Origin of the sequence: Actinomycetospora sp. TBRC 11914 (assembly GCF_012933465.1) — a bacterium.
Lineage (GTDB): Bacteria > Actinomycetota > Actinomycetes > Mycobacteriales > Pseudonocardiaceae > Actinomycetospora.
The window spans coordinates 147,128-171,119 of sequence record NZ_JABBND010000002.1; the positions used below are offsets into that span (position 1 = coordinate 147,128).

Annotated in this window: 28 protein-coding genes and 1 pseudogene; 15 read left to right on the top strand and 14 right to left on the bottom strand. The window is 76.9% G+C overall.

Annotated features, from left to right (window positions below):
• The first annotated feature begins 82 nt into the window (after positions 1-82).
• Genes HH311_RS06630 through HH311_RS06640 form a run of 3 tightly spaced genes read left to right on the top strand, consistent with a single transcriptional unit; the run spans position 83 to position 2,216 of the window.
• Positions 83-283 carry a DUF1918 domain-containing protein gene (locus tag HH311_RS06630; protein WP_169182835.1) on the top strand — a complete coding sequence of 67 codons (201 nt, stop codon included), beginning with the start codon at positions 83-85 and terminating at the stop codon, positions 281-283.
• A gap of 22 nt (positions 284-305) precedes the next feature.
• Positions 306-1,160: a universal stress protein gene (locus HH311_RS06635; RefSeq protein ID WP_169182836.1), complete on the top strand. Its 855-nt coding sequence runs from the start codon at positions 306-308 to the stop codon at positions 1,158-1,160.
• A 57-nt stretch (positions 1,161-1,217) separates the two neighbouring features.
• Positions 1,218-2,216, top strand: coding sequence for a zinc-binding alcohol dehydrogenase family protein (locus tag HH311_RS06640; RefSeq protein ID WP_169183099.1), 999 nt, complete (start codon positions 1,218-1,220; stop codon positions 2,214-2,216).
• A gap of 9 nt (positions 2,217-2,225) precedes the next feature.
• Here the strand turns inward: HH311_RS06640 and HH311_RS06645 are convergent, their stop codons facing one another.
• From HH311_RS06645 to HH311_RS06670, 6 genes are all read right to left on the bottom strand, one after another.
• Positions 2,226-2,873: a PAS domain-containing protein gene (locus HH311_RS06645; protein ID WP_169182837.1), complete on the bottom strand. Its 648-nt coding sequence runs from the start codon at positions 2,871-2,873 to the stop codon at positions 2,226-2,228.
• A gap of 168 nt (positions 2,874-3,041) precedes the next feature.
• A complete protein-coding gene (locus HH311_RS06650) occupies positions 3,042-3,452 on the bottom strand; it encodes a hypothetical protein (protein ID WP_169182838.1) in 411 nt (136 codons plus the stop codon).
• A 180-nt stretch (positions 3,453-3,632) separates the two neighbouring features.
• On the bottom strand, positions 3,633-4,628 hold the full coding sequence (locus HH311_RS06655) for an Acg family FMN-binding oxidoreductase (protein WP_169182839.1): 996 nt from the start codon (positions 4,626-4,628) through the stop codon (positions 3,633-3,635).
• A 34-nt stretch (positions 4,629-4,662) separates the two neighbouring features.
• The gene (locus HH311_RS06660) at positions 4,663-6,321 is read right to left on the bottom strand and encodes a hypothetical protein (RefSeq protein WP_169182840.1); all 1,659 of its coding nucleotides are present in this window, start codon (positions 6,319-6,321) and stop codon (positions 4,663-4,665) included.
• Positions 6,322-6,529: 208 nt separating this feature from the next.
• Positions 6,530-7,915 carry a GAF domain-containing protein gene (locus tag HH311_RS06665; protein WP_169182841.1) on the bottom strand — a complete coding sequence of 462 codons (1,386 nt, stop codon included), beginning with the start codon at positions 7,913-7,915 and terminating at the stop codon, positions 6,530-6,532.
• Positions 7,916-7,975: 60 nt separating this feature from the next.
• The gene (locus HH311_RS06670) at positions 7,976-8,965 is read right to left on the bottom strand and encodes an Acg family FMN-binding oxidoreductase (RefSeq protein WP_169182842.1); all 990 of its coding nucleotides are present in this window, start codon (positions 8,963-8,965) and stop codon (positions 7,976-7,978) included.
• Between the two features lie 231 nt (positions 8,966-9,196).
• Between HH311_RS06670 and HH311_RS06675 the strand changes: the two genes are divergently transcribed.
• On the top strand, positions 9,197-9,967 hold the full coding sequence (locus tag HH311_RS06675; protein ID WP_169182843.1) for a hypothetical protein: 771 nt from the start codon (positions 9,197-9,199) through the stop codon (positions 9,965-9,967).
• A 28-nt stretch (positions 9,968-9,995) separates the two neighbouring features.
• A complete protein-coding gene (locus HH311_RS06680) occupies positions 9,996-10,715 on the top strand; it encodes a DUF6544 family protein (protein ID WP_169182844.1) in 720 nt (239 codons plus the stop codon).
• Here HH311_RS06680 and HH311_RS06685 read toward each other — a convergent pair.
• On the bottom strand, positions 10,690-11,100 hold the full coding sequence (locus HH311_RS06685; RefSeq protein WP_169182845.1) for a CBS domain-containing protein: 411 nt from the start codon (positions 11,098-11,100) through the stop codon (positions 10,690-10,692). The two genes, HH311_RS06680 and HH311_RS06685, sit on opposite strands and share 26 nt — an antisense overlap.
• A gap of 101 nt (positions 11,101-11,201) precedes the next feature.
• A complete protein-coding gene (locus HH311_RS06690) occupies positions 11,202-12,425 on the bottom strand; it encodes an FAD-dependent oxidoreductase (RefSeq protein ID WP_169182846.1) in 1,224 nt (407 codons plus the stop codon).
• An 81-nt stretch (positions 12,426-12,506) separates the two neighbouring features.
• Here HH311_RS06690 and HH311_RS06695 point away from each other — a divergent pair, with 81 nt between their 5' ends.
• Complete coding sequence (locus HH311_RS06695) at positions 12,507-12,956, top strand: MarR family transcriptional regulator (RefSeq protein WP_312029981.1); 450 nt, start codon at positions 12,507-12,509, stop codon at positions 12,954-12,956.
• 98 nt (positions 12,957-13,054) lie between these two features.
• Positions 13,055-13,747, top strand: a pseudogene (locus HH311_RS06700) (DUF4389 domain-containing protein); the annotation flags it as partial.
• A gap of 134 nt (positions 13,748-13,881) precedes the next feature.
• Here HH311_RS06700 and HH311_RS06705 read toward each other — a convergent pair.
• A complete protein-coding gene (locus tag HH311_RS06705) occupies positions 13,882-14,067 on the bottom strand; it encodes a hypothetical protein (RefSeq protein WP_169182848.1) in 186 nt (61 codons plus the stop codon).
• Complete coding sequence (locus HH311_RS06710) at positions 14,064-14,258, bottom strand: hypothetical protein (protein ID WP_169182849.1); 195 nt, start codon at positions 14,256-14,258, stop codon at positions 14,064-14,066. Before HH311_RS06710 ends, HH311_RS06705 begins: the two co-directional genes overlap by 4 nt.
• Before the next feature lie 277 nt (positions 14,259-14,535).
• Between HH311_RS06710 and HH311_RS06715 the strand changes: the two genes are divergently transcribed.
• Complete coding sequence (locus tag HH311_RS06715) at positions 14,536-15,051, top strand: MarR family winged helix-turn-helix transcriptional regulator (RefSeq protein ID WP_169182850.1); 516 nt, start codon at positions 14,536-14,538, stop codon at positions 15,049-15,051.
• Position 15,052: 1 nt separating this feature from the next.
• Here the strand turns inward: HH311_RS06715 and HH311_RS06720 are convergent, their stop codons facing one another.
• Positions 15,053-15,619 (bottom strand): bifunctional nuclease family protein, encoded by a 567-nt coding sequence (locus HH311_RS06720; protein WP_169182851.1) that lies wholly within the window; start codon positions 15,617-15,619, stop codon positions 15,053-15,055.
• A 124-nt stretch (positions 15,620-15,743) separates the two neighbouring features.
• Between HH311_RS06720 and HH311_RS06725 the strand changes: the two genes are divergently transcribed.
• On the top strand, positions 15,744-16,349 hold the full coding sequence (locus tag HH311_RS06725; protein WP_169182852.1) for a hypothetical protein: 606 nt from the start codon (positions 15,744-15,746) through the stop codon (positions 16,347-16,349).
• A 15-nt stretch (positions 16,350-16,364) separates the two neighbouring features.
• Here HH311_RS06725 and HH311_RS06730 read toward each other — a convergent pair whose 3' ends face one another.
• Positions 16,365-18,347, bottom strand: a complete 1,983-nt coding sequence (locus tag HH311_RS06730) for a potassium transporter Kup (RefSeq protein ID WP_169182853.1) — start codon at positions 18,345-18,347, stop codon at positions 16,365-16,367.
• Between the two features lie 282 nt (positions 18,348-18,629).
• On the opposite strand from HH311_RS06730, the gene HH311_RS06735 reads away from it, so the two are divergent.
• The 4 genes from HH311_RS06735 to HH311_RS33160 all read left to right on the top strand — a co-directional run bounded on the left by HH311_RS06735 (position 18,630) and on the right by HH311_RS33160 (position 21,774).
• Positions 18,630-18,911, top strand: coding sequence for a hypothetical protein (locus tag HH311_RS06735; protein WP_169182854.1), 282 nt, complete (start codon positions 18,630-18,632; stop codon positions 18,909-18,911).
• A 44-nt stretch (positions 18,912-18,955) separates the two neighbouring features.
• On the top strand, positions 18,956-19,516 hold the full coding sequence (locus tag HH311_RS06740) for a universal stress protein (RefSeq protein WP_169182855.1): 561 nt from the start codon (positions 18,956-18,958) through the stop codon (positions 19,514-19,516).
• 213 nt (positions 19,517-19,729) lie between these two features.
• Positions 19,730-20,377 (top strand): response regulator transcription factor, encoded by a 648-nt coding sequence (locus HH311_RS06745; RefSeq protein ID WP_169182856.1) that lies wholly within the window; start codon positions 19,730-19,732, stop codon positions 20,375-20,377.
• Between the two features lie 368 nt (positions 20,378-20,745).
• Positions 20,746-21,774 carry a helix-turn-helix transcriptional regulator gene (locus HH311_RS33160; protein WP_169182857.1) on the top strand — a complete coding sequence of 343 codons (1,029 nt, stop codon included), beginning with the start codon at positions 20,746-20,748 and terminating at the stop codon, positions 21,772-21,774.
• A gap of 5 nt (positions 21,775-21,779) precedes the next feature.
• On the opposite strand, the gene HH311_RS06755 is transcribed toward HH311_RS33160, so the two are convergent.
• Both HH311_RS06755 and HH311_RS33165 read right to left on the bottom strand, forming a co-directional pair.
• Positions 21,780-21,998, bottom strand: coding sequence for a three-helix bundle dimerization domain-containing protein (locus tag HH311_RS06755; RefSeq protein ID WP_169182858.1), 219 nt, complete (start codon positions 21,996-21,998; stop codon positions 21,780-21,782).
• Positions 21,999-22,109: 111 nt separating this feature from the next.
• Entirely contained in the window at positions 22,110-22,883 is a 774-nt protein-coding gene (locus tag HH311_RS33165; RefSeq protein ID WP_169182859.1) for a helix-turn-helix transcriptional regulator, read from the bottom strand.
• Between the two features lie 334 nt (positions 22,884-23,217).
• On the opposite strand from HH311_RS33165, the gene HH311_RS06765 reads away from it, so the two are divergent.
• Complete coding sequence (locus HH311_RS06765; RefSeq protein ID WP_169182860.1) at positions 23,218-23,745, top strand: hypothetical protein; 528 nt, start codon at positions 23,218-23,220, stop codon at positions 23,743-23,745.
• A 40-nt stretch (positions 23,746-23,785) separates the two neighbouring features.
• Positions 23,786-23,992, top strand: a complete 207-nt coding sequence (locus HH311_RS06770) for a hypothetical protein (RefSeq protein WP_169182861.1) — start codon at positions 23,786-23,788, stop codon at positions 23,990-23,992.

Below are 23,992 nucleotides of genomic sequence, written 5' to 3' on the forward strand. Positions count from 1 at the left end.
CCCGGGCCCGGGGGTCGGGCGGCCCTGGCCGGGGCCCGGCACCCGTCCGACGGTGCCCCGCAACCGAACCGAGGAGGGCGCCGTGCAGGCACAGGTGGGCACGTGGGTGGTGGTCGAGGGGCCCGACGAGCGGACCCCGCGCAAGGAGGGCCGGGTCGTGGCACTGACGCACGCCGACGGCTCGCCGCCCTACTGGGTGCAGTGGCTCGACCAGCACCGCAGCCTGGTGTTCCCCGGCGCCGACTGCCGCCTGCTGGACGAGGCGCCGCACGCCCGGGCGTAGAGCGGTCCGAGAGGAGACATCCGTGACCACCGCTCCCCATCCCGTCGTCGTCGGGGTCGACGGCCGCCCCGCCGCGCTGCGCGCGGTGGCCTGGGCGGCGCGCGAGGCCGACCGCCGCGCCCTCCCCGTGGACCTCGTCGCGGCCGTCCCCGACGACGCCGACCCGGTCGACGGCGCCCGCCGGGCCCACGCCGACCTCGCGGCGGCCCGGCGCGCCGCCCTGGCGAGCGCCGCGGTGGTCACCGCGACCCGGATCGTCACGGGGCGGCCGGGCCCGGCCCTCGCCGCGGCCGGCCGCGACGCGTCGCTGGTGGTCGTGGGCAGCGACGGTGAGGAGCCGGGGGAGCCCGCGGCCGTGCCGCTGAGCTCGTCCCTGGTGGTCGACTGCGCCTGCCCGGTCGTCGTCGTCCCCGCCCGGTGGGATGCCGAGCGCCACCTGGGCGAGGTCGTCGTCGCGGTCGACCCGAACGAGCCGGACGAGCTCCGGCACGCCTCGGTCGGGCTGGCCGCCGCGGTGGCGTGGTCCTGGCAGCGGCCGCTGCTGGTCGTCGTCGTGCTCCCCGGGGCGCACACCGCCCCGGCCGTCGCCGGTGCCCGTCGCGTCTTCGACGCCTGCCCCGCGGACGTGGGGTCGGGCGTGGACGTCCACGAGGTCCTCGGCCACGGCGATCCGGCCGAGCAGCTGCTCGACCTCGTCGGACCGTCCACCGGGCTGCTCGTGCTGGGCACCGGCGGTCTCGGGCCGGGGCCCTCGGACGCCGTGGGCCGGGCGGTGCTGCGGCGGGCCCGGTGCCCGGTCGCGCTCGTCCCCGGCGATCCCGCGGCCGTCCGCCCCCTCGTGGCCGCCCGGACCGGTGCCGTCGCCGCGTCGGCGTGAGGCACCGTGAGGCACCGTGACCGGCGCGGGGGGACCATGGCCGCGGTGACCACCACCATGCGGGCCTTCCGCGTGACCCGCCCCGGCCCGGCGGCGTCGTTCCCCCTCGCGCCCGTGGACACGCCGGTCCCGGAGCCGGCCGCCGACGAGGTCGCGGTCCGAGTGCTCGCCTGCGGGGTGTGCCGCACGGACCTGCACGTGGCCGAGGGCGACCTGCCGGTGCACCGGGTCGGCGTGGTGCCCGGGCACGAGGTCGTCGGGGAGGTCGAGGGCCTCGGCGCCGGGGTGACCGACCTCGCCGTCGGGGACCGCGTCGGCATCGCCTGGCTGCGCCACACCTGCGGGCGCTGCCGCTTCTGCCGCCGGGGCGCGGAGAACCTCTGCCCGGAGTCCCGGTACACCGGGTGGGACGCCGACGGCGGCTACGCCGAGCACGCGGTCGCCCCGGCCGCGTACGTGCACCGGCTGCCGACGGGCTACTCCGACGTCGAGCTCGCCCCGCTGCTCTGCGCGGGCATCATCGGGTTCCGCGCGCTGCGCCGGTCGGGTCTGCCCGAGGGCGGGCGGCTCGGCGTCTACGGGTTCGGCGGCAGCGCCCACCTCGCCGCGCAGGTGGCGCTGGCCGAGGGCGCCACGGTCCACGTGATGACCCGGAGCCGGGAGGCGCGGGAGCTCGCGCTCGCGCTCGGCGCGGCCTCCGCGCAGGGGGCCACCGACCCGCCGCCCGAGCCCCTCGACGCCGCGGTCCTCTTCGCCCCGGTCGGTGACCTCGTGCCGCCGGCCCTCGAGGCGCTCGACCGGGGCGGCACCCTCGCCGTCGCCGGAATCCACCTCTCGGACATCCCGGTGCTCGACTACCAGCGGCACCTCTTCTGGGAGCGGACGCTGCGCAGCGTCACGTCGAACACCCGCGCCGACGCCCGCGAGTTCCTGGCGGTCGCCGGACGCCACCACCTCGAGGTCACGACGATGCCCTACGCGCTCGACGACGCCGGGCGCGCGCTCGCCGACCTCGCCGCCGACCGGGTGACCGGCGCCGCGGTGCTCGTGCCCTGAGTCGCGAGGTCAGCCGACGATGGCCGCGACGCCCACCTCGGAGAGCGTGACGAGCGCGCCGATCGTGCGGCCGTCGTCGTCGAAGCGGGTGGAGACCAGCGTGTCGAACGCGCGCGGCCGGCCCGGGGCCGGGCAGGAGATCACGGTGCGGGCCGGGATCGGGAGAGCGCCACGGACCGCGGTTCGGATGGAGCGGGCCAGGTCGGCGCTGGTGGCGTCACCGGCGTCGTCGCAGATCCCGACGTAGGACCGGCCGACCCCGGCGTATCGGGGGTCGCCGCCGTTGTCCCGGCAGAAGTCGTCCCAGGCCCGGTTCGTCCAGACGATGACGCCCTTGCGGTCGAGCAGGGCGACCTCGACGCGGCCGTCCTCCTCCTCCGGCTCGGTCTCCGGCGCGGGGCAGGTCGTCGGATGGTCCCGGAAGAACATGTCGCGCACGTTCTGGACCGCGGCGTCGAGCTGCTCGACCTGGGCGAGCAGGACGTCCCGGCCGGGCGGGTCGGCGAACGAGGCGAGCGCCATCAGCCGGAGCGAGACCTTCATGACGCGGTCGAGCGACCCGGTGTGGATCTCGCGGACGAGGCCTTCGACGACGTCGATGCGGATGTCGTCGTGGCGGGCCGGCGGCGCGGACCGTCCGTTCTGCCCTTCCGCCATCGGTGCCACCTCACCCGCACCAGAACGCCACTCCGACCACTCGAGCCTACTCGGCGTGGCAATCGACGATCCGGCTCCCGCGTCGTGCGACACGTGGCCGACGGGCTGCCACAGGACCGTTCGCCGCAGCGTCAGGAGCGCCGTTCCGGGGACAGATCCCGCGAGGGTTCACGGGCCCGGTCCGGACCGGACGCGGAGCCCGGTGGCGGCCAGCAGGACGGTGGCGAGTGCCAGCACGAGGGGCTGGAGCGGGTCGTAGCGGTGCATCAGCAGCAGCTGTGCGGCGATCCAGCCCACCTGCAGGAGCCCGGCGGTGGCCGAGATCGCCGTGGCGACGGCCCAGCCCCGGACCTCGGACACGGCCGCGGTGAGCATGGGCACCGCCACGACGAGCAGCAGCGCGACGCCGGGGACGAGCCACGACCCGAACGGGGTCTCCTCCAGCCAGGTGTCGGGCACCCCGATGGTGCCGGTGAGCAGGCCGATGCCCCCGTAGACCGCGCTGAGGCCGAGCACCAGCTCGATGCCGATGGTGACGGCGCGCAGCAGGACCGGTGCGGTGCGGACGGGGGCGACCACCGGTCAGCCCGCCCGCACGGGGGAGACGGCCCGCCGGGCCGCGCGGCTGCCCGCCGGGACGTGCGGGTCACGGTCGATCACGCCCGCAGTCCAATCCGCGGCGGAGCGCGCCGGTACGGCCGAAGGGCCCCGCGTCCGGGGTCGACGGTCGACCCGGCGGCGGGACCGCCGTGTCGCGGGTCAGGGGTCCTCGGTGAGCACCGCGTGCAGGGGGCGGCGCGGGGTCGGGGGGATCGTCGCGGCGCCCGGCAGCCGCCGGCCGACCCGCAGCGCGATCACCGGGATGCGGTGCGCCCCGATCCCGAGGTGCCGGATGCGCGCCTCGACGGCCGGCTCCTCGAACGGCGCGGTGAAGGGCGTCACCGCGAGCCCGAGGGCCTCGGCCTCGAGCAGGACCGCGCTGAGGGCCTCCCCGGCCCGCACCAGCGAGACGGTGTCGGCGGACGGCGCGGCGAGCAGGAGGATCTGCGAGGCGTCCCGGGCGCCGGGGCCGGCGCGCGGCCGGTCGAGCGTGCCCGGCGGCATCCACCGCATCTCCACGTCGCCGTAGGCCACGGCGGGGGTGTCGGGCCGGGAGCTGGCCGGGATGCCGTCGTGGGCGCCGGCGTAGCGCCGGGTCCAGTGCTGCATCTCGGCGGCGTAGTCCAGGCGTGCGCGCATCGCACGGTCGGCCTCGGCGGCGGCCTCGACGATGGCCCGGCGCACCGAGCCCGTCGCGAGGAACAGCGTGCCGCCGCAGCTGCGCGCCGCCTCGGCCAGCGCCTCCACGACCTCCGGGCCCACCTCCTGGCCGGAGAACCGCCGCCGGTCGGTGCGGCGTCCCGGCATCGCGCCGAACCACCGGCGCGTGCGGGGGTCGGGGGTCGTCGGCCCGCCGAGGCGCACCCGGGCGAGGGGGTGCTCCGGGTCCTCGTCGTTCCCGCGCCGGACGTCGGCCTCCCGGCCGGCCGCGGCGAGCGCGACCCGGAGGTGGTGCAGCGCGCAGCCGCACCCGAGCAGCAGGTTGTGGGCCGCTTCGTCCGTGGCCGGCAGCCGCCGGGTGCGGTCGGCCCGCAGGTCCAGGACGGCGCCGTGCAGCCGGAAGCGCCACGGCTGGGCGTTGTGCTCGGACGGGGCCAGCAGCGCGTGCCGGGCGGCCTCGCGCAGCACCTCCCGGGCCCGGGGTTCCTGGGTCACGGGGTCCTCCTCTCTGCCCCGGGAAGGCTCGTCGTCAGCCCCCGGGGAGCTCGGTGTCCGGGTCACCGGGGACCGGCAGGACGGTGGTGGTCAGGGAGCTGGTCGGAACGGTCCGCGCGTGCGACCGGCGCGGCGCCGGGTGGCGCCGGGGCGGCACGGTGCGCTGGGAGACGGTGCGCTGGGGGACGGTGCGCTGGGGGACGGTGCGCTGGGGGACCGGGTGTGTGGTGATCCGCGGAGCGGCGTTCGCGTCCGGCGCGCTGCGCTGGTCCGCCGGCGCCACCGTTCGGCGCGTCGGTGCCGGGTCCTGCGGGCGCGGCACGGCGGAGCGGCGGGCGGCGGTCCCGGGACCCTCGAGCGAGGGGTCCGCGACGGTGCGGCGCGGGGCCGAGCGGGCGGGGGTGGTGCCGGGGTCCGCCGTCCGGCGGCCGCTGGTGTCGATGCCGGTGCCGGTGCCGGTGGTGCCGCGGCTCCCGCGCTTCGCCGAGGTGGCATGCGTGTCGTTCCCGACCTGCGGCTCCGCCACCTGCGTCTCCGTGATCCGCGGCTCCGGCGCCTGCCTCGGCGTCGCCCGCGGCTCCGTCGCCTGCGTCGGCGTCACCCGCGGCTGCGCCGACTGCGCCGAGTGCGGCACCCGCGGCTGCGCCGACTGCGCCGAGTGCGGCACCCGCGTCTCCGTGATCCGCGGCCGGGTCGCCTGCGTCCCGGTGATCCGGGGCGCCGCCACCCGGGCGTTCGACACCCGCGCCTCCGTCACGCCATCCGCCTCGCCCGGGCGGCTCCCGCCCTCGTCGCCGGACGAACCGGGGTCGGCGGGGGCATGGGCGGGTGGCCGGTCGGCCACCCGCGAGGGCGACGAGGGCCAGCCGAGGGTGGCGCCCCCCAGGAGCCCTGACGGGCCCATGTGTGCGGCGAGGCCGCCCACGGCGAGGGCGCCCGCGAGCGCGAGGGTGGAGAGCGTCCCCGCCAGGGCCCGGCCGGGCCCGGCGGGTTCGTCGTCCGCTCCCGGGCGCCTCCGGCCCCCGAGCAGGTCGATCACGGCCCGGGTGTCGGGGCGGGAGGTGGGATCACGCGCCGTCATCGCGCGGAGCACCGCACGCAACGGTTCCGACCGCGGGAGCCGCCCCGCCGCGGCGCCGAGGAGTCGGCCGAGGGCGTAGACGTCGGTCGCGGGGGAGATCGGGGAGCGCGCCGCCCGCTGCTCCGGCGCGGGATGGGGCGGGTCGCACCGCTGATGGGCCCAGCGACGTAGCCATTCCTCGACCCCGAGGCCGGCCACGGTGACGCCGGACGGCCCTCGGGTCACCAGTTGCGCCCCGAGCGCGCCGTGCGCGTACCCGTGGCGGTGGACCGGCAGCAGGACCCGCGCGATCTGCACGCCGAGCGCGCGGACCTCGGGCACCGGCAGCGGGCCCGCGGCGAGGTCGTCCGCGAGACACGCACCCTCGGCCCGCGCCACCACGAGGTAGAGGACGCCGTCCTCCCCGCCGCCGTCGTACACCTCGGCCAGGCCGGGGCCGTGCTCGGTGCGGGCGCTGATCGGCAGCGTCACGGCGTCGGGTAGCGGTTCCGGGCTGGCCGGCTCCGCGATCACCGTCGTGACCGTGCGGCGCAGGAGCTCGTCGTGCGCGCGGTGCTCGCACCGCCCGGGCCCGCACCGGAGCACCTGCTCCAGCCGGTACCGGCCTCCCACGACCGCACCGTGGCGGTGCCCGCACGTGACGACCTCGTCCATCGGGTGCCCCGTCGTGGCCGTCAGGGGTGCTCGAGTACGTGACGGCGGCCCACGGCCCCGTCCACGCCGTGATCACCGGCCCAGCCCCACCCCATGTCGTCCTCCCTCGCCGACGCCCGACGCCGAGCGTGGGCGCCCTCCGGCCCGGGGGTTCAGGGGCGAACGGTCACCGTCCCCGGGGCCGAGGGACCTGCTCGGATCGCGACGGCGTCACGGCGGCCGTGCCCCCGGCGCCCGGTGGGCTCCGCCAGACCGCCCGCCGCAGCTCCCGCACGAGGTCGTCCAGCTCGTCGACCTGGGCGAGGACCCGGTCCCGCGTCGCGCCGTCCGCGGCCGAGGCGGCGCTCGACAGCGCGGTGCCGACCTTCAGCAGCCGCTGCAGGACCCGGGTGTTGAGGTCGGCGACGAGGAGCTCCCGGTCCTCGACCCGCCGCAGCGCCTCCCGGTCGGCGCGGCTGCGGGCCACCGCGAGGGTCGTCGAGGCCTGCGCGGCGAGCCCCTCGACGAGGTCGACGTCGTCCTCCTCGAAGGACCGCCGCCCTCCGTCGCGCACCAGGAGCAGCACCGAGTGGGTCCCGTCGCCCGCGATGCCGTCGGACAGGCGCATCGCCAGCGCGCTCGCGACGCTCGGCGCCGCCTCCACCAGCTGGGAGCCCCGCCCGTCCGCGGTGACCGAGCTGACGACGATCGCCCGCCCGGACTCCAGCGCCGCCGCGGTGATGGTGTCGTCCTCGGGGTAGCGGCGGCCCTCGAGGCTCCCGAGGAGCCCCGTCGCGCAGGGGACCGTGACCGACGACGGGTCCCGGTCCTCGACCGTCGTGAGGACCGCCCCCTGGCTGTCGCTGAGCACGAGGGCCTCGTCGAGCAGGTGCCGCAGACCCTCGGTGGGGTCGAGGGACCCCGCCAGCAGACGGCGGCTCAGCTCGGCGGCCGCGGACTCCCAGCGGGCCCGCCGACGCGCGCCGTCGAGCAACCGCGCGTTCTCGATCGCGACGCCCGCCGCGCCGGCCAGCGTCGTCACCAGTTCCTCGTCGTCCCGGCTGAACTCCGTCGCGCCGCGCTTGTCGAGCAGGTGGAGGGCGCCGTACACGGCACCGCCCACGCGCAGCGGGACGCCCAGGTAGGGGTGGGCCTCGTCGCCGTCGAGGGTGGCCAGGCGCAGCGGGACCTCGTCGACGAGGAGCGGCCGGAGGACGCCGTCACCGGTGGCGAGCCGCCCCAGCTCCGCGACGTCGCCGTCGGCCGCGCCCGAGGTGACGGCGGCCGGGTGGTCGCCCCGCACCAGCGCCAGGACCGCGGCCCGGGCGTCGACGAGGCCGCGGGCGCTGTCGACCACCCGTTGGTGCAGCTCACCGACGTCGAGCCGAGGGGCGATGTGGTGGGTGGCCGCCAGCAGCTTGCGCAACCGGCCCTGCACGGTCTTCAGCTCGCTCGCGCGCTCGATCACCTGGTCGAGCAGCTCGTCGAGCTCGAGGCGGACCGCGCCGGGGAAGGCCAGCCCGGCCGGCACGTCGGGCGGCCCCGGAGGTGTTCCGGGTGCGGTGTCGTCCACCCGGACCATCGTGGACCCGGCCGGGGGAGTGTCAAGCGCACTCGGCCACGGAACGAACGCTCAGCAGGTGCCGTCGGTCCGCCGGCGGGGTGGGGGTGGTACCGCCCGGCGGCGCACGCCGAGGCGGAGCACCACCTGCGGCCAGAGGGCGCCGCCGAGCAGCCGCCGGAGCTCCGCCCGCGTCTCGCCCACCTCGACGGGCGGGGCCACGAACGAGGCCGCCAGCCCGCTGACGGTCGCGAGGAGCAGGACGTGCTGGAGCGCCTGCCCGGCGTCGAGGTGGGCGATCGGCTGGTCGAGGGTGGTGGCGAGCACCAGGAGTGCCGGGTCGTCGGGCGCGGCCGGGGGGCGCTCGTCGTCGGGGTCGGCCGAGGCGGCGAAGTCGCGGAGGCGCCAGGTGCAGTCCGGTCGCGGTGCCCGCCGCGCGAGCTCCCGGGGCAGGCCCGCCCCGTCCCCGTCGCCGCCGCCGACCCACCTGTCCCACTCCGCGCGGAACGCCGGGTCGGACTGCTGCCGCTCGTGGGCGCGGACGGTGAGCTCCCGCAGTGCGCGCCGCTCCGGCACCCCGTCGACGAAGATCGCCCACGACCGCCCGCGCTGGGCGGCTCGCCGGATCTCCTCGCGGACCCGGGGCCCGACGCCGTCGCCGGCCAGCGGGGAGCGGTCGGTCCGGCGGCGCGGGATGGCGTGCGCGAGGGCCTCCTCGGCCGAGGTGGCGGGGAGCGGGCCCCCGACGGTGATCGTGGCGAGGAACCAGGGGTCGTCGGGGTCGGGGAGGAGCCGGACGTGGGCCCGCCGCCCCTGGGCACGCAGGGCCAGCCGCACGTTCGCGGTCGCGGCGCCACAGGCCAGCCGGAGCTCGCGGTGCCCGGGATCGCACACCGGGAGCGCCCGCGCGGGGTCGGCGTGGACCTCCACGGCGCCCCCGCGCCAGCGCAGGTCCCAGGGCTGGGCGTTGTGGCTCGAGGGGGCGAGGGCGCCCGCGGCGAGCAGCGCGGCCACGTCGAGGCCGCCGAGGGCGCCGTCGAGGGTGGGTCCGCGGGTGCTCATGGGGACACCTCCTCCTGCGCGTCCGCGCCAGCGTCGATCACGGCGGCCGGTCGTCCCAGGGGCGCTGGGCCCGGCGGGCCCGGGCCGTCCGGACGTGATCGGGCGTGGAGCCGGGCCCAACGACTCCCGGCCCCGAGCCCCTCGCCCCTGCCGCCGGCCGCGGCGCGCGGCCGACGCTGTGAGGGCACCCGCAGGGGGGTCGTCGGGACCCGCGCGGGTCGGGAGGTACCCGTGACCACGACACGCGCGGCCCGCGCCGGGGTGGGGACGTGGACGCCGGCCGAGCTCGGGGTCCTGCTGCAGGCCGTGGAGCCGGTCGCCGGACCGAGCGCGCCGGCGGGGTCGGTCACCGTGCGCGGGCGGGCGGTCGAGGTGGTCCCGTGCTCCGACGGCACCGGGCCGCGTCACGGGGACCTCCTGGCCTGCGGGCGGCTCGTGGCCCGCCTGGAGACCGCGATCCGCAGTGTCGGCTGGGAGCCGCGCCGCGAGGTCGCCGAGGACGCGGCCGCCGAGCCGCTCGTGACGGTGGAGGCGGTCCGGCGCCGTCCGGCGATCCCCCTGGCGCTGGCGCGCCACCGGGTCGACCGGCGGCTGCGCGAGGGCTTCCCGGCGGGGCGGGACCGCCCGGAGCTCTCGCAGGTCGTCGACGTGGTCCGCGGCGCCTCGACCACCCGGTCGTGGCTCGTGCTGTCCAACGGCCCCACGCAGGACGGTGCGCCCGCGTGGCACGGGCCGGGCGCCCCGATCCCCGAGGCCGAAGGGGTCGACCTGCCGTGGCGGTGGGACCCGGTGCTGGCCGTGTGCACCCACGGCGACGGGGCGCGCGACCACGTCGCGGGGGGCATCGCGTCGCACCGCGCGGTCGTGACGGCGGGGCTGCGGGGGCTGCGCGCGGACGTGCACACCGCACCACTCGACGGCGCCGCCGACCGCGCGGCCTGGGGTCGCCGTCTCGACCCCCGGGCCGGGTGCGTCCAGGCCCTCGTCCACCTGTACCCGTGACCACCACCGCACCGGGGAGGAGGTCGCCGTGTCCGTCCTGATCCCGCCCGCCGCGCCGGCGGACCCCGCGGTCGACCCGCTGGTCGCGCGTTACCTCGCGGTGGCGTTGCGTCCCGGTGCGGAGCCCGCCGCCGCGGGCGAGATCCGGGTGCGCGGAACCGTTCGCGTCGGACGGACGTGGGTGCCGCTGCGCGCCGTCGCCACCGTGGCGCCGCGCGCGGGCCTCGTCCTGCGTGCCCGCGTCCTCGGGGTGCGCCGCCTGGTCGAGCAGGAGCACGGCGGGGACGCGCTGCGGCGGACGACCTCCGGGCAGGCGACCGAGGAGGACGACGGCGTCGGCGCCGCCCGGCGGGCGCACACCCACCGCGCCCTCGCCGCCCTGTGGGTCCCCGGCGCGCTGCGCCCGGAGACCGGGGCCACCTGGCAGCGCCTCGACCGGAACCGCCTGCGCGTGGTGGCCGGCGACCTCGACCTGCGGCTCCGCGTCCACCCGCACGGCCACGTCCTCGGGGTCCGCACGCAGGGGTGGGGCGACCCGTACGGCATCGGACGGTCGCGCTGGGCCGAGATCGGCTACGAGGTCCACGCGTGGCGCTCGTTCGGCGCGGTCCGCGTCCCGTCGACGGCGACCGTGGCCTGGTTCCCCGGCACCACCTACGGACGGGAGATCGCCCGCCTGCGGCTGACGTCGTGGGAGCCCCGGGCGGCGCTCCCCACCACCGTCAGGACGGCCCCGCGGCGGACGTGAGGTCCACGTCGGCCAGGCCGCCGACGACGTCGGTCGCGGTGACGATCCCGACGACCACCCCGTCGTCCACCACGAGCGCCGCGTCCATCCCGCCGTCGACGATCGCGCGGGCCGTGGCGGGGGCGTCGGCGTCGAGCCCGACGGTGGGCACCGGGTGGCGCGCGAGCGGCCCGACCTCGCCCGCGCGCCCGTCGACGGCGGCGGCGACGAGGTCGACGTCGACGAGGACCCCCACGCAGCGCCCACGCCGCACCACCGGCAGGTGTCGCAGGTGCGCGCGGTGCATGACCAGCAGTGCCTCGGCGACGGTCGTCGTGTCGTGGACGATCCGCACCGGGCGGCTCAGGTCGACCTTGTCCGGTGGGTGGCTGACGGTGACGTCCACGGTGCCCCTCCCGGTGTCGGGTGTGGTGGGTCCAGCCCAGCGTGTGGCGGGCGCGGGCGCCCGGGCCGGAGGACCCCCGTGGGCGGTGGCCTTCGGCCCGGTCAGCGTGCTCCGGCGGCGAGCCGCGGCGGCTGCGGGCCGTACGCGTTGGCGCGCGCGGCCCTCGCTCGCACCGGCGGCAGGCGGCTGAGGACGGCGAGCGCCCGCGGGGGCGTGATCGGGCGGCCCCGCTCCCGCGCCGCCGCCGTACTGCGCTCGATGCGCACCTGTTGGGCCTGCACGCGGCGGACGGCGGGCTCGCGGTCGTCCTGGACCGCGGCGAGCGTGCCGTCGGGCACGGGGCCGGGGCCGCGGAGGGCGGGGACGAGGTGGTTGGCGGCGGCGACGGCGTCCTGCAGGGCCATGAGGATGCCGTTCCCACCGACCGGGGAGATGACGTGCGCGGCGTCGCCGAGGAGGAGCAGTCCGGGGCGCCACCAGCGGTCGGCCCGCGCGATCTCCACCGAGAGCAGGGTGGTCTGCGAGAAGTCGGTCAGTTCCCCGACCCGGTCCGCCAGCCACGGGATCCGGTCGGCGACGAACCGGCGGACGGGCTCGACCCCGGCCTCGCGCGCGGCGGCGTACCCGCCCTTGGGCAGGCTGTAGCCGACCTGCCAGCCCGCGGTGCCGGCCAGCAGCCCGACGTAGTGGTCGCGGCCGAAGAACAGGTCGACGTCGGCGTCCGGCGGGTCGTCCGGGCGCGAGGGGAGCCGGAACCAGAGCAGGTCGGTGGTGGCCCCCAGCGGCCGGACCGGGACGTCGGCGAGGCGGCGCACCCGGGAGAACCGGCCGTCGGCGCCGATCACCACGCGGGCCGGGACGTCGAGGGTCCCGGTGTCGGTCCGGGCCCGGACCCCGCGGACGGCAGCGTCGGGCCCGGTGAGCAGGTCGACCACCCGCGCCCCGGTCCGGACCTCGGCGTGGGGGAGGGCCCGCACCCGCTCGGCGAGGAAGTCGAGGAACCGGGCCTGGGGCATCAGGGCGACGTACGGGTGGGGCGAGGCGAGGCGCCCGTAGTCGGCCGTCGTGACGGTGCCGCGGGGGGTGTGGAGGCGGAACCAGCGCGCCCGGTGGTGGGGGAGCTCGAGCACGTCGGAGAGCCCGAGCTCGTCGAGCAGCTCGAGGGTCCAGGGGTGCAGCGAGTCCCCGCGGAAGTCGCGGTCGAAGTCGTGGTGCGCCTCGAGCAGCGTCACCCGCAGGCCGGCCCGGCCGAGGAGGAGGGCCAGCAGCATCCCGCCGGGGCCGCCGCCCACGACCACGGCGTCCCGCTCGTCCGTCGTCGTCATCCGGGCCACCCCGATCACTAGACGTTCTACCCACCGCCGACGGTACATGTCGCTCGATTGTCTAGCCACTAGAGTGATCGCGTGGCCGGGGAGCGGGAGCGGGACGACGTCGCGACGGCGTTGCGCCGGCTGCTGCAGGCGGGTCGGGAGATGCACACCGCGATGGCCCACCGCCTCGACCTGCGCATGATCGACCTCCAGGCGATCGACCACGTCGTGACCGCCGAGGAGTCGCTCGGACCCGTCGAGCTGGCGCGCCGGCTCGGCATCCGCTCGGCGTCGGCCAGCGTGCTGGTCGACCGGCTCGTCGACGCGGGTCACCTGGCGCGGGTCCCGGACCCCGACGACGGCCGGCGCACCCGGCTCGTCGCGACCGACCACGCCCGGCGCGAGGCCCGGCGGGCCCTGACGCCCCTGCTGACCGAGCTCACCGCGCTCACCAGCGACCTCGACGCCCACGACGAGGCCGTCGTCGTGGACTTCCTGCGGCGGGCGACCGCCGCCATGCGCCGGGCGTCGGCCCCCGGCTGACCCGAATCCAGCTCCTCGCGGAACCCGGACGAACGGGACCTCCGGAGCGGGCCTCCCGGCCCTGCCCGCACCGAGGGCGGCGCCGCACCGTGCCGCGCATGACCGAGAACCCCACGCCTCCGCCCTCGCCGATCCGCGTGACGGGGCGCTTCGACCCCGAGCTCTCGCGGGGCCTCTGGCTCGTGAAGTGGCTCCTGCTGATCCCGCACCTGATCGTGCTCGCCGTGCTGGGCGTGGTCTTCTGGGTGCTCACCGTGGTCGCGTTCTTCGCGATCCTCGTCACCGGGCGCTACCCGCGCGCGCTCTTCGAGTTCGACGTGGGCGTGCTGCGCTGGGCCTGGCGGGTGGCCTTCTACGGCTACGGCGCCAACGGCACCGACCGCTATCCGCCGTTCACGCTCGCCGACGTGCCGGACTACCCGGCCCGGCTGGAGATCGACCACCCGGCGCACCTGTCCCGCGGGCTCGTGCTGGTCAAGTGGTGGCTCCTGGTCCTGCCGCACTACCTGGTGCTCGTCCTGCTCCTCGGGTCGGGCGGCACCGTGGCCGCCCAGGGTGGGCCCGGGGCGGCGTTCGCGTCCGGCGCCGGCCTGATCGCGCTGCTGGTGCTCTTCGCCGTCGTGGCGCTGCTGTTCACGCGCCGCTACCCGCGGGGGATCGCCGACCTCGTCGTCGGACTCGACCGCTGGGTCCTGCGGGTGGTGGCCTACGCCTCGCTGATGACCGACGACTACCCGCCGTTCCGCCTCGACCAGGGCGAGGACGAGCCCCGGGGCCCCGAGCCGGGGCCCGACGACCTGGCCGGGCCGGGGACCGCGGCGGTCCCGGAGCAGAGGACGGCGCCCGGGACGGAGGCGACCGCGACCGCCCAGGACCCGTCGTCGGCGGCTCCCGGGCGCTGACGCCGCGGTCGGGGATCGGCGCCTCAGGGGCTCCCCGGGGGCGCCGCGTGCATCTCGGGCTGCTGCGGGGTGCACAGCTGCCCGGCGTGCTCGAAGCCGATGAGGACGACCTCGTCGTCGGGTGTCGTCCGTTGCCGGACCGGCTCGTGGCCCTCGATGGGGAACCAGCAGCGTTCGCAGAGGGGCGGGGTCAGGTCCGGGCCGCTCACGCCGCGACCCCGAGAGGCACGGGCCGAGGGCGGGGACGGGGCGGGGCGGGGGCGGCGACGCGGGGGAGCACGGTGGGCCGGCGGTCCGCGGCGGGGGTCGGGCAGCAGCACGGCCAGGTGCGGTCGTCGGCCCAGAAGTCGACGGCCCGGCCGCAGAAGGCGCAGCCGATGCCGTACATGGCGAAGTCCATGGGGGGTCCTGTCGGGAGGTCGCGCGCTCCCGGGGAACGGTGAGCGCGGTGCCGCGGTGCCGGGTCAAGGGCCGAACGTCCCGCGACGGTTCGACGGTAGGTCCCGGCGTGGGGGACCGACAGGCGCCGACCGGCCGGTCCTCGCGGACCTTTACGCCTCCGGGATTCTGCGGTGACGCGACGATGCGGGCTCCGAGAAGTCCGTCGGTCGAAGGAAACCGGGCCCCGACCGGGTATACTTCGACGGTCTGACAGCCAGCTCTCCGAGAGAGTTCCGATGCAGCACCTCGCCGAGCAGGTCCGCGAGCTGATCGTGGCCTCCGACAGCTTCCGCCGCACCATGGCCGCCGGGATCGACCTGTCGGTGGTCGAGTCGGCCGTCCTCGGCCAGCTCCTCCACGACGGGCGCCAGACACCGACGGTCATCGCGGCGCGGGCCGGCCTCACCCCGGCGGCGGCGACCTCGATGATCGACCGGCTGGAGAGCGCGGGCCACGTGCGCCGCGGCCCCCACCCGCACGACCGCCGGAGCCTGCTCGTCGAGCTGACCGACCGCGGCCGCGCCGCCGTCGTCGCCCAGTTCGCCATGTTCTCCGACGACCTGCGGGACGCCCTCGAGCGGGCGGATCCGCGCCTGCAGGAGGACCCGACGCTGCGGCGGGCCCTGACCGACCTGCTCGCCGGCATGGCCGCCGCGCTGCGCACCCGGGCCGGCGACGCCGCCGGGGTGCGGTCGGCCCTCCAGGCCGCCGTCTCGACCATGTCCGAGAGCCGCACCACCGAGGCCGGCTGAGTCAGTCGCGGCGCTCCGGGGGCTCCTCGTCGGGGCCGGACGGGTCCGGACCGGGCCCCTCGGGCGGGTCCCCGATCGCGGCGGCCAGGGCGTCGGGGTCGAGGCGGTCGAGGTGGGTGCGGAAGTCCGCCACCACCTGGTCGATGTCCTCCTCGGCGGGCTGCTCGGCCAGGACCGTACCCGCCTCGTCGAGCACGTCCTCGCTCACGTAGAGCGGCGCACCCACGCGGACGGCCAGCGCGATGCCGTCGGAGGGCCGCGCGTCCAGGCGCCGCGGCCCGTCCGGTCCGGAGACCGCGAGCTCGGCGAGGAACGCGCCGTCGCGCAGGGCCGTCACCTCGACCCGGTCGAGCTGTGCCCCGAGGCCGGCGACGAGCGCGACCATGAGGTCGTGGGTCAGCGGTCGCGGGGGTCGCTGCCCGCTCAGGGCCACCGCGATCGAGGCGGCCTCGGCGCCCCCGACGAAGATCGGGACCACGCGGTGCGGCGCGTCGTGCTCCCGCACGATCACCACGGGCGAGCCGGACATCGCCTCGACGTGGAGGCCCACGAGGTCGACGGGTTTCACCCGGGCAGCGTGGTCCGGGTCGCGACGCCCGCCCAGGGCCGGGCGGCCCTGCCGTTCGGCCCTGCCCCCTCCCCGGGGCCGCCGGACAGGCTCGGGCCCGACCCGGACGAGAGAGGACCCGATCATGGCCGCGACGAAGGGATCGCCCACCGACCGGCTCTGGACGGCGTTCGTGCCGCGCCGCAGCACCCTGCGGCGCCGCTCGGACCGGGTGGAGACCGCGGCGCGGTGGGCGGCGCTCGCCCTGCTCGTGGTGCTCGTGCCGTTCCTGCTCGCCCTCGGCAGCGCCCGGGCCCAGCACGTCCGTGACCAGGCGGACCTCGTCCGGGCCACCGCGCACCCCGTCGCCGCGACGATCACGCGGGTGGTCCCGCACCTGACCCCGGCGGGCGGTCCGCCGACCGGCTCGCTCGACGTGACCGCCTCGTGGACCGCGCCGGACGGCACCGTCCGCCCGGTCACCGGGATCGAGCTGCACCCCGTCCACGTCGGCGACCGGTGGTCGGCCTGGGTCGACGCGGCCGGCCACCAGGTGCGGCCGCCCATGAGCGACGGCCAGGCGGCGCTCGAGGGCCTGGCGCTCGCGCTCTGGGCCTTCCTGACCACCGGGCTCGGCCTGGTCGGGCTCCTCGCCGTGCTCCACCGGGTCCTCGACCGGCGGCGGATGGCGGACTGGGACGAGGCCTGGGCGCTGTTCGAGATCGGCCGCGGCCGCGGCGTGGCCGGCTGAGCCCGCCGGTGGTCCTCAGAGCTCCAGCCGGGAGCCCATCACCACGGTCCGGTGGATCGGCAGCTTGAAGGACATCGAGGGCGAGGCCGCGTTGTGGGCCAGCCCCACGAACAGCCGTTTGCGCCACGCGCTCATGCCCGGTCCGTCGCCGCGCTCGATGGTGATGCGCGAGAGGTAGTAGGAGGCCGTCTCGGGGTCGGTGCGCTCGCTCAGCTCGGGGGAGAGCTCGCGGGCCTGGCGCAGGACGTCGGGCAGGTCCTGCGGGTCCTGGAAGCCGAAGCGGGCGCTGATGTGCACGATGCCGTCGTCGCGGTGCCCGAGGTCGTCGACCGTCAGGCGCTGCTCCCGCGGCACGTGGGGGACCGTGGTCGGCACCAGCGAGACGATCACGTTCTGCTCGTGCAGCACGTGGTTGAACTCGACGTTGGCCCGCAGCGCGAGAGGCGCGGTCTCGTCGGTGGGGTGGGGGAACACCGCCGTGCCCGGGACGCGGACCGTCCCCTCCGGCAGCGAGTCGACGAAGTCGCGCAGCGAGCCCTCCAGGGCGGTTCGCCGGCTCGTCACCAGCCGGCGCCCCCGCTGCCAGGTCGTCATCACCGTGATGACGAACGCGGCGACGAGCAGCGGCAGCCAGCCGCCGCTGACGATCTTGGTGAGGTTGGCGGCGAAGTAGACGAGCTCGGTCCCGCCGATCACCACCCCGGTGAGGACGAGCTTCCACGTCGCCCAGTGCCACGCCATCGCGGCGTACACCAGGAAGAGCGTGGTCGACAGCAGCAGGGTGCCGGTGACCGCGAGGCCGTACGCGGTCGCCAGGCTCGACGACGAGCGGAAGGTCGCGAGGAGCACGAGCACGCCGCCGAAGAGCAGCCAGTTCACGGCCGGGACGTAGACCTGCCCGCTCTCGCGCTGCGAGGTGTGCTTGACGGTCAGCCGCGGCAGGTAGCCGAGGCGCATCGCCTGCTGCGAGACCGAGAACGCCCCGGAGATCACGGCCTGCGACGCGATGACCGTCGCCGCGGTCGCCAGGACGACCAGCGGCAGCTGCGCCCACCCGGGAGCCATCAGGTAGAAGGGGCTCGACACCGCGCGCGGGTCGTGGAGGATCAGCGCCGCCTGCCCCAGGTAGTCGATGATCAGCGCGGGGAACACCAGCGCGAACCAGGACAGCCGGATCGGGCGGCGCCCGAAGTGGCCCATGTCCGCGTAGAGGGCCTCGGCGCCGGTGATCGAGAGCACCACGGCACCCATCGCGAGGAACGCGGTGTAGGGGTGGTCGACGACGAACGACCCGATGTAGGTGGGGGACAGCCCCGCCAGCACCTCCGGGTGGGCGATGAGGTGCGGCAGCCCCAGCACGGCGAGCGTGAGGAACCACAGGAGCATCACGGGCCCGAAGAGCCGCCCGACGAGGTGCGTGCCGAAGCGCTGGACGACGAAGAGCAGCGTGAGGATCACCGCACCGATCGGCAGCACCGCCTCGCTGAGCTCGGGCTGCGCGACGGTCAGGCCCTCGACGGCGGACAGCACCGAGATGGCGGGCGTGATGAGCGAGTCGCCGTAGAACAGCGCCGCCCCCAGCACCCCGAGGGCGAGCGCGAACGCCGGCAGCCGCCGGCCCCGGACGGTGCGGCGGACGAGCGCGGCCAGGGCCATCACCCCGCCCTCGCCGTCGTTGTCGGCGCGCAGCATGAACGTCACGTACTTGACCGAGACGATCAGCGTGACCGACCAGAAGATCAGGGAGACGACGCCGTAGACGTCGCCCGGTGTCGGGCTCACCGCGTGGTCGTCGATCGAGAACACCGTCTGCATCGCGTAGAGCGGGCTCGTGCCGATGTCGCCGAACACCACCCCGAGCGCCCCGAGCGCGAGGCCGGCGGCGCCCTTGCCCAGCGCCGACGGGTGCTCCCGGGGGCCGCGGGAGGTCGAGCCGTGGCGCACCGGGGTCGGCTCGGTCCCCGCGGGCGGCGCCGGCGTCGACGGCTGGTCGGGCATGACACCCAGTCTGGACCTGATCACTCCCCGGCGCCGGTGAACGCCCGCGGCCCATGATCACGGGCACGTCAGGCAGGAAACCGACCCGCGGAACCTGCCCGACGTGCCCCTTGCTGTCGGCGTCACGGCCGACGTCGCACGCCTGACTCCCGGTCACCGAAACCGGCCCGGCGCCCAGGGTCACTTGTCGACCAGGACGGCCCGAACGGCCCTGCCCGCTCGACCGTCAGGAAGGTTGTGTGATCCACCGACCCCGCCGGGAGGATCCACGAGGAGTCGCTGGTGACGTCTCCACAGCCGCAGGACCGCTACCTCTCGGCGACCACCCTGCACGAGGCGGCGGCCGTCCTGCGGGGGCTCGCCGGTCTCCTCGAGCGGGTCGACGGGGTCTTCGCCGAGGACGCCGCGGCGGACGCCGCCCACCTGCGGAACCTCGCCGACACCCTCGCGGAGTGGTGGCCCCACCCCGCGCTCGCGATGGGGAACGGCGCCGGCCCCGGCCTGCAGCCGACGTGGGACGACGTGCTCGCCGTCTACGTCACCCACGGCCTGCGGACCCCCTGATCCTCGCGAGACCCGCCCCGAGCACGACCCCGAGGAGCCGACCCATGACCACCGACACCACCGGGAACACCGGAGCCCCGACCGCCTCGCTGCCGGCTCCCCGGGTCGTCCACCGGCCCACGCCGGGCGGGGTCGTCGTCGGCATCGACGGCTCCGACGGCAGCCGCGCCGCCGTCGAGGCCGCGTGCGACGAGGCCGCGCGGCGCGGCCTGCCGCTCGCCGCCGTGGTGGCCTGGACGGCTCCCGAGGTGTGGGTGACGCCCTACCCGCTGGTCCCTTCCGCGCAGGACATGCAGGCCGCGGCGGTCGGCCTCGCGACGCGGCAGATCGGGGAGGTGCTCGCCGCGCGCGCCGCGCGGGGCGCCTCGACCCCCACGGTCGAGCTGGTGGCCGCGTCCGGCCCGGCCCCGGTCGTGCTCGAGCGGCTCTCTGCCGACGCCGCCCTGCTCGTCGTCGGGCACCGCGGCCGTGGCGCCGTCGCCAGCCGCCTCATCGGCTCGGTGGGTCTGAGCACGGTGGTGCACGCCCACTGCAGCGTCCTCGTCGTCCGCGCGCCGCAGGAGGGCCGGACCGAGGGCGACGAGCACGAGAGCCACGCGACCTGATCCCCGAGGCCGAGGGACCCGGGCCGGTCGGGTCCCGCCCGGTGGCGTCCTCGACGGGCGCGGCGAGCGAACCGGCGGGTCGGGATGCGAAGGATCTCGGTCGGGCCGCCGCCGCCGTGCACCGGGTTGGGCCGTTCGGACGGTGCCCGCCCCGCGACCCGCGGCCGGACACTCGACGGTCCGTGTCGCCACACCGCAGCGGGGGTGTCCACGGTGATCACCGTCTTCCTGGTCGACGGTCACGAGGTGATCCGGCGTGGACTCCGACGGATCTTCGCCGAGCATGACGACATCCGCGTCGTCGGCGAGGCCGAGGGCGTCGCCGCCGCCCGCGCCCGGCTCCCGACCCTGGCACCGACCGTCGTCGTCCTCGAGGCGCGCCTGCCCGACGGGACCGGCGCCGAGCTGTGCGCCGACCTGGTGGCCCGGGTCCCGGGACTGCACTGCGTGGTGTTCACCGCGATCACCGACGAGCAGGTCATGTTCGACGCGGTGCTGGCGGGCGCGCGGGGGTTCCTGATCAAGGACGCCCGCGGCGAGGAGATCGTGCAGGCGGTGCGCGATGCGGCGGTCGGGCGGTCGCTGCTCGACGGCCGGGCCGCGGCGGCGCTGATGGCACGGATGGTCCGCGAGGAGTCCCGGCCGCCCGACCCGCTCGCCTCGGTGACGCTCCGGGAACGGGACGTGCTGGCCTACGTCGGGCAGGGGCTGACGAACCGCGAGATCGGCGCGCGGATGTTCCTGGCCGAGAAGACGGTCAAGAACTACGTCTCGGAACTGCTCACCAAGTTCGGCATGAGCAGCCGGATCCAGCTGGCCGTCCTGGCGGTGGAGCAGCACCTGGACACCCCGGCCGCGTGAGCCGCGGGGCCGCCCGTCCGACGAGCGCCCACCGTCCCGAATCCGGGGTGACCTCGGGCCCTGTCGGTCGCGCCCGGCTCGGCGCACCGTGGTGGACACGGACCGCGACCGGGGGAGGTGACGATGGTCTTCGAGGACGTCGTCATGACGCGCCCGGCCGTCGACGTCGGGACGCCCGGGTGACGTCGCCGCCCCGGGACCGGGTCGCGGCCACGCCGGGGAACGCAGGACGGGACGACATCACGGTGGGCTCACCGTCGGCGTACGGCCGCTCGTCCGTCCGGGGACCGACGACCGTTGCCCGGGACGCTTCCCGGTGGGACGCTGTCCCGCTTACCGCTCTCCGTCGACGCCGAGGGGGTGTCGGGGTGACACGAGCGGCGTTCCTCGAGCCGGGGCCCCCGGTGCCCGTGGCGCGGCGGTCGGCGACGACGACGGACTTCGGCCGCGCCCAGGACGTCCTCACCGATCTGTACGGCGACCACCGGTCCCGGCTGCTCGGCAGTGGCCGGCGCTACGTCCTCGACGTCGCCTCGGTCGACCTCGGCGTCGTCACCGGCCCGACCGGGACGCTCGGGCTGGACCGGCTCTATCACGGCTCGGAGGTGGCGAGCACCTACGCCCCGCCCGACGAGCGCCTCGTGATCGGGCAGGTGGTCGCCGGTCGGCTCCAGCTCGACGACGGCGTCGACACGACCGGGTTCGGACCCGGCGGGCTGTACCTGCTCTCCCACGAGCGCGAGTACCACACCCGTTCGCTCGACCTCGCCGTCCGCGTCGTGCGGCTCGACGTCTCGGCACTGGCCCGCGTGGCGGCGGAGACGACGGGGGTCGCCCCCGAGGCGATGCGCTTCCACGGCACCACGCCGGTCTCGGACCGGGTGGCCCGCCACTGGGCGTCGACCCTGCGCGACATCGCCCACGGCGTGCTGCTCGACGACGAGCTCCTCGGCCACCCGCTGGTCCGGGCCCAGACGATCCAGGCGGTGGCGCTCGCCGCGCTCGCCGTCTTCCCCAACACCGCCCTGGACGCGGCGACCGATCCGACGCGCGTCCCGGCCGGCCCCGCCGGCCCCACGCCGGTCCGCCGCGCGATCGCGTTCGTCGACGCCCACGCCCACGAGCCGGTCACCCTCAGCGACATCGCGAACGCCGCCCACGTCGGGCCGCGGGCGCTGCAGCTCGCCTTCCGCCGCCACCGCGACCAGACCCCGCTGGAGTACCTGCGCGAGGTCCGCCTGCACCGGGTCCGGAACGACCTGCACGACGGTGACCCGACGCAGGGGGACACCGTCGCCGCGATCGCCGCCCGCTGGGGCTTCACCCACCGCGGGCGGTTCTCCGTGGCCTACCGGCAGGCCTACGGGGAGAGCCCCGCACGCACACTGGACCGCTGAGCCCCTCAGCGCCGGGAGGCGTCCCGGCGCTCGAGGAGGCGCTGCCGCGCGAGACGCTCGACGAGCTCGGGGAGCGCGCCGGGCGGCGCGCCGGCCAGGTCCCGACGGCAGGCGGTGACCACGGGTTCGATCGGGGCGGGGGAGCGACCGGCGAACTCGGTGGTGAGCCGCTCGATCGCGGAGACCACGGACTCGTCGGTGACGGTGGGGGTGGCGGAAGGCATGGATCCTCGGGTCCTCGACGGCGTCTGCCGGCGAGCACCGTCGCCCGGCGGACGTGATCGCGACCAGGGCCGAACGTCCCGACGTGGCTCCCGGCGCCGGTGACGTCCGCGTCAGTCGGTCCCCCGCGGGGGCGGGGTGTCCAGGGTGTAGCGGGGGTGGCAGCCGAAGACCCGGCGGTACAGGCCGGCGAACCGGCCGGGGTGCGCGAACCCCCACCGGGCCGCGACCTCGGCCACCGTCCCTCCCTCCGCCGGGTCGGTGGCGGCCAGGTCGGCGTGGGCGCGTTCGAGCCGCACGCCGCGCAGGAAGCGGGTGGGGGTGGTGTCGCGCTCCGTCCGGAACACCTCCTGCAGCCGGCGGGCCCCCACGCCGGCCGCGGCACCGATGTCCTCGACGCCGATGTCCTCCGCGGCGTGGGCCACGACGAACGCGACGGCCCGTTCGACGACCTGCTCGGTCGAGGTCAGGGTGTCGTCCCCGTCCGCGTCGGGCCGCACGGACTCCTCTGCTCCTGACTCCGGCGCCGACGACGTCGAGGGCGTGCGGTCCGGGGGCCGGGCCCGCAGCTCGCGCGCCCGGCGCGCCATCGCGGCCGCCCGCGCCCGCACCTGGGTGAGCTCCTCGCGCAGTTCGCGGGCGCCGTGGGCGGCCAGCTGCGCGTAGGCGAGCCGGATCGCCCGGTTCTCCTCGGCACCCGCGGCGCTGCCCGCCAGGGCCGTGGTCGCCGCCCCGTCGACGTCGAGCACGTCCAGCGAGCGCTGGGCCTCGCGCAGCGCATCGCCGAGCTCCTCCAGGGCCGACTCGATGCCGCGCATCGGGTCGCCATGGGCGGTCCCGTCCGGCCGCGCGCCCGGAGCGGACGGCGGCGGATCGCCGGGCTGCACGATCGCACCCCTCCCGACCCGTTCGAGGAGCGTCGCCGACCTCGGCCGCGGGGTCGAGCCCGGCCGGCGCCGCGGCTCAGTCTCCGCCTCGGCCGGGTGGTGGGCAACGTCGGACGGTCGGCGGCGGATGACTGCCTCGTGACCATCGCGTCCGGTGCGCGGATTGGCTACCGTAGCCGTTCGCCGCGCAGTCGGGGAAAAGCGTGCCGGGGAGCGAGCGCCCGGTGCCGTGCGCGACCGGTCGGCGTCGGGGACATCGCGATCGGAGCGGGACGGTCATGCAGCAGGGCAGGCGTGCGGCGGGGCAGCCGCGCCGACGAGGGCCGGCACGGCGATGATCACGAGTCGTGACCTCGCCGTCGTCCCGCGGGAGGCGGCGCGCCGGCTCCTCGGCGCGGGTCGGCTCCTGCCGGACGGTCGGGTACGGGCCGACGCCGCCGACCGCTCCGCCGACACGTTGGTGCTCGTGCGGGAGGACCTGTCGCCGCGGCTCCGGCGGGTCGCCCACGAGCTCGTCGCGAACGGCCACGCGCTCGTCGTCGACGAGCGCGACGCGCCGCCGGTGTCCTGGGCGGTGGGCCACGGCCTGCGGCTGGGCGGCTACGCCGGGGCGCTGAACAGCAGCACGGTCCGCGCGGTCGTCGCGGCGGCCATCGACGACGGCTGCGCCGTCTTCCGGCTCGACGTCGAGCGGCTGGGCCTGTTCCTCGCCGGCTGGGTGGCCATCACCGCCGCCACCCACGTCTTCCGGCACGGCGGCGGCGTGCTGCAGGTGCAGGCGGGCCACCAGACCCGGGTGATGTCGCACGCCTGGGCCCCGGCCGTGCCCGATCAGCGCAACGTCGCCTTCGTCCCGGCGTGAGGTCGGCGTATCACCCGTCCGGGTGGCTCGTTATCGATCCGTGACCAACGAGGCCCGGCCGCGACACCCCGCACCGCAGCGACGGCCCGGGCCGGGCGTGCCGCGCATCGTCCTGACCGCGCTCGGTGTCTTCCTGCTCGCCCTGCTCCTGGTGACCGGCGCCGAGCTGGTGATCGGCCACCCGATGTCGGGCGGGCCCGTCGGGGAGACCACGATGACCGCCCTGTTCCTCGACCCCTCCAGCTGA

Excerpts from the sequence above, each read along its gene's own strand:
- HH311_RS06640 (WP_169183099.1), top strand. The coding sequence starts at position 1,218 with ATGCGGGCCTTCCGCGTGACCCGCCCCGGCCCGGCGGCGTCGTTCCCC.
- HH311_RS06645 (WP_169182837.1), bottom strand. The coding sequence starts at position 2,873 with ATGGCGGAAGGGCAGAACGGACGGTCCGCGCCGCCGGCCCGCCACGAC.
- HH311_RS06670 (WP_169182842.1), bottom strand. The coding sequence starts at position 8,965 with ATGAGCACCCGCGGACCCACCCTCGACGGCGCCCTCGGCGGCCTCGAC.
- HH311_RS06690 (WP_169182846.1), bottom strand. The coding sequence starts at position 12,425 with ATGACGACGACGGACGAGCGGGACGCCGTGGTCGTGGGCGGCGGCCCC.
- HH311_RS06710 (WP_169182849.1), bottom strand. The coding sequence starts at position 14,258 with ATGGACTTCGCCATGTACGGCATCGGCTGCGCCTTCTGCGGCCGGGCC.
- HH311_RS06715 (WP_169182850.1), top strand. The coding sequence starts at position 14,536 with ATGCAGCACCTCGCCGAGCAGGTCCGCGAGCTGATCGTGGCCTCCGAC.
- HH311_RS06725 (WP_169182852.1), top strand. The coding sequence starts at position 15,744 with ATGGCCGCGACGAAGGGATCGCCCACCGACCGGCTCTGGACGGCGTTC.
- HH311_RS06730 (WP_169182853.1), bottom strand. The coding sequence starts at position 18,347 with ATGCCCGACCAGCCGTCGACGCCGGCGCCGCCCGCGGGGACCGAGCCG.
- HH311_RS06740 (WP_169182855.1), top strand. The coding sequence starts at position 18,956 with ATGACCACCGACACCACCGGGAACACCGGAGCCCCGACCGCCTCGCTG.
- HH311_RS06755 (WP_169182858.1), bottom strand. The coding sequence starts at position 21,998 with ATGCCTTCCGCCACCCCCACCGTCACCGACGAGTCCGTGGTCTCCGCG.
- HH311_RS06765 (WP_169182860.1), top strand. The coding sequence starts at position 23,218 with ATGATCACGAGTCGTGACCTCGCCGTCGTCCCGCGGGAGGCGGCGCGC.